We start from the raw sequence: 437 nt of genomic DNA, 5'->3' as shown, positions 1-437 counted from the left end.
CAGTAAGCAACTGATTATCGATGTTTTCTTCGGTATCCGCCGCCAGACGCTCTTCCATTTTCTGAATGGCGACAATCGCCACTTCCGCCGTCGCCGCGCGGGCGATACGCTCCTCTTTCAACTGTTGCGCATGATCGGCGACTTCCAGATGTTGCAACAGCAGCGGCCGCATGATCACGCCGACACATAACGAGAACAGAATGACGCCAGCCGCCAGGAATACCAGTTCATAACGCGCCGGAAATCCGCTGCCATCCGGCAAAAGTAACGGTATAGAGAGCACACCAGCCAGGGTGATCGCCCCACGAACGCCAGCGAAGGAAGCAATCAGAATTTCACGCGACGTCCAGCTGGCGAACTCCATCGGTTTCTTCTTCAAAAAACGCAGGCTGAACTTTTTCATGGCCCACAGCCAGCCGAAGCGAACCAGCATCAAT

Annotated in this window: 1 protein-coding gene; it reads right to left on the bottom strand. The window is 54.9% G+C overall.

The genetic code is table 11. From position 1 onward, the window contains the following. Positions 1-437: cation:proton antiporter family protein (locus tag KJQ97_RS09480; RefSeq protein ID WP_214120704.1), on the bottom strand; the 437-nt coding region annotated here is incomplete at both ends.

Source organism: Campylobacter sp. 2018MI01, from assembly GCF_018501205.1.
Lineage (GTDB): Bacteria > Campylobacterota > Campylobacteria > Campylobacterales > Campylobacteraceae > Campylobacter_E.
The sequence above is the reverse complement of the archived record's forward strand: the minus strand, read 5'-3'. Positions and strand labels throughout refer to the sequence as shown.